Raw genomic sequence first — 2,942 nt, 5'->3', positions numbered from 1 at the left:
TAATAACCCCTTTCTTATGATAATCTACATCCCTAAACCTTTTATTTGTAAAGATCAGTGAGCTTTTGTTTTTCTTCGTCTGTTAATTGGTAGTAATAATCTCTAAAATTCACCGTAAATCCATCTACTTCTAATTCGAATTCGATAGGGTAGATATCATCCATCAGTTCAACTACTAAAAAAGAAAGTCGATTAGCATGGATAAAATAAGACTTTTTAGCTCCCTCTAATCGCTTAACTTCGAATACTCGCTGCTCACCAAGAGGATTAGTCGCTTGAACCGTTCCATCTTCGAGTAATTCGATATCCGAATAATGCAATTTCTCAAACAAATCATTCATAACAACACTTGATACCATGCTATTCCCACCAATCCCCGTAAATATTTTGACTAAATCTAAATTCTGAAATAATTTCGATAACCTCAGATGTTAAAGCTATTTTATTTCGTAAAGTATGGTTAAACGACCCATAAGAAGTCTGATATTTGATAAATATAGGTCTTAATCGTTCTTCAAAACTAAAATAGATCGAGTAAAAAGTTTTTTTATTCTTTTTACTCTTGAAATGATAAATATTACTACGAGTATTAGAAACATCTAAAGTTCGTTCGAATGAACAACCATCGCTATAATCGTGGAAAAAACTATCACCGATGATGTTATTTAAAACTAAAGCAACCTCTCGCTCTGATAAAGTTGAAAAATCGATTAATTTTTTCTCATGATTCCAACAAGTTGCTTTTGAATTTACGATTTTCTTTGCTTCTTCAAGCTCCTCACTTGATAATACATCATTTAAAGGAACCAACAATTGATCAAAAAACATGAAATCGGCATAACCAATTACAAAACGACCCGTTAACGGAGTGCAAAAAACAGTCTTAGAAGATGATTTTAAATAAACTTTTTTTAAATTGAAATCATCTTTCAAACATTGAGAATACGAAAGTTTCAAACTATCAAAAACAACAACTCTATCACGTTCCCAGAGTTTTTCGATTTGCTCAATTCTTTCCTTAAAACTCAAAAATCTTTCGAATTTATTGTAAATAGTTTCTCTTAAAAAGTCGATATCATTCAAGATTAACTCAATTTCGCTTGCCTCAATATCAACCAAACCACTAATACAAACCTTACTAATTTCCGTTTTTTGATGATAATCTTTATAAAAATATTTATAAGATAACCCTATACCATCCAACAAAAGTTCCAAAGAACCACAATTCATAAAACATCTCTCCATCTTTAATTAATAAGGATAGCCCCTATTAGGGCTATCTTTTATTTTTTAATTACTTTAAGAACACATGGGCTTAGTAAATCTTCAATTACATTAACATCTGTTTTAGTCGTTACTTTTTCAGATTGAACGGTATTAACGTACTTCACTAATCCACTTAAATTCCCTTCGAAAAGTTTTTTACCTTTTGAATCGACTACTTGAAAAGTTGTCTTTTGAACAGTTGGTTTCGGCTTAGTTGTCGTTGTATTCTGACTATCTTTCCCTCCATCTTCCTCTAAAACAGGGGTAGGGGTAGATTGAGTCGCTAAATCACTCATAACTTTCATCATCTGATTTCGTAGTTCTTCTTCTAACTGACGAGTAGCGATTAAACTTTGCTCAACTTTAGCATTTGCTTCATCTTTTTCAGCTCGAATGCGAGTTAAATCGCCTTGAATACGAGCTAAATCACTTTCTAATCGTGCTTTCTCTTTAATAGAGAATTCGATTTCCATCTCTTTTTGACTTAATTTTAACGTTAACTCGCTATTAACTTGATTAACTCCTGCGTAACTTGCTTTAAGTTTGTCATTTTCATCTCTCAATTCATCAACTTTTTTCAAGTTTTCTTGTTGAGACTTATTTAAATCAACAATCGATTTCTTTAAATCTTCACGTTCTTCTTTGCTTTCGATGATTAATTGTTCTTTCTCTGCTTTAACTTCTTTAACTTCTGAATCTTTTTGTGAGATTTGAGAACGTAAATCTTCAATGATTTTATCTTTATCTAAAAGTTGTTTCTCTAATTCGTCAGCACGTTCTACTGCTTCACCAGCAATTCGTCGCTTATCGCTTAACAACTTGTTTAAAGACTCAATTTCAGCCTTTAATTTCAACTCATCATCTTCTTTTTTCTCAATTAACTTCTCTAAATTCTCGATTTTTTTACCAAAGTATTTTTCATTCTTCGCTTCACTTTTCTTGAAAGCTTCATTTGAAGTGTTCATTAATATGCGATAACGATCGCGAATTGAATCCGTTAAGATTTCCAACTCAGTTAAACCAGCTTTGTAAATCGCATTTAGTGATTCATCAGCTCCTTCGATTACCTCTTTATATTCTGCTGTACTCATTAATGATTTCACTAAATTTAAAATTTTAGCTCCATCTGTACTTCCTGCCAACTCCATATTGGCTAACAAAGTCGTTAACTCATTCTTTTCTTCTTCAGTACTGAACTTAAAGTTTTTTTGAATTTGTTTAGTAGCTTCTTTCTTTTTGTTTTCTTCCATAAAAATAACATCCTTTCTAATCTAATTTAATTTCTAATCGATTTCTTCCTTAACTATATAATAGCGTGCATTATTATAGTTGTAAACCCCTTTTATCTATAAGTTATCTTTAGGTTAACCAAGTTATTTATAAGTTAACTTTGTGAGATAACAAAAGGAACACTGAAACGGATAAAAGGTCGGGGGTTGGGCAAAATAATTATAATAGTATTTTTCCTCACATTATAGAAAGGAGATGATTTTATTTTTTTCTAATCCAGAGTAAGTAAATAAAAAAGGACTGACCGATTGATCAATCCATTAAGAATAAGATTTGGAAATAAAAAAAAGAAGTAATGCGAGATTACTTCTTAGTCTAAGATTACACCAACATTATGATATACCATCGGTAATGAATTATCAATCATTTTCGTAATCGAACAATTG

At 31.0% G+C, this 2,942-nt stretch carries 3 protein-coding genes; all 3 read right to left on the bottom strand.

All coding sequences use genetic code 11. From position 1 onward, the window contains the following. Window positions 1-41: 41 nt before the first annotated feature. The 3 genes from J6D32_RS00615 to J6D32_RS00605 are packed head-to-tail and all read right to left on the bottom strand — an operon-like array spanning window position 42 to window position 2,516. Window positions 42-359, bottom strand: coding sequence for a hypothetical protein (locus tag J6D32_RS00615; protein ID WP_287467166.1), 318 nt, complete (start codon window positions 357-359; stop codon window positions 42-44). A 1-nt stretch (window position 360) separates the two neighbouring features. Beyond that, window positions 361-1,230, bottom strand: coding sequence for a hypothetical protein (locus J6D32_RS00610; protein ID WP_287467165.1), 870 nt, complete (start codon window positions 1,228-1,230; stop codon window positions 361-363). A gap of 53 nt (window positions 1,231-1,283) precedes the next feature. Next, on the bottom strand, window positions 1,284-2,516 hold the full coding sequence (locus tag J6D32_RS00605) for a hypothetical protein (protein WP_287467164.1): 1,233 nt from the start codon (window positions 2,514-2,516) through the stop codon (window positions 1,284-1,286). Between the last annotated feature and the right edge of the window lie 426 nt (window positions 2,517-2,942).

The sequence above is a fragment of the Turicibacter sp. genome, assembly GCF_017941855.1.
Lineage (GTDB): Bacteria > Bacillota_I > Bacilli_A > MOL361 > Turicibacteraceae > Turicibacter > Turicibacter sanguinis.
Note: the sequence above shows the minus strand (reverse complement) of the source record. Positions and strands in the feature narration are given on the sequence as shown.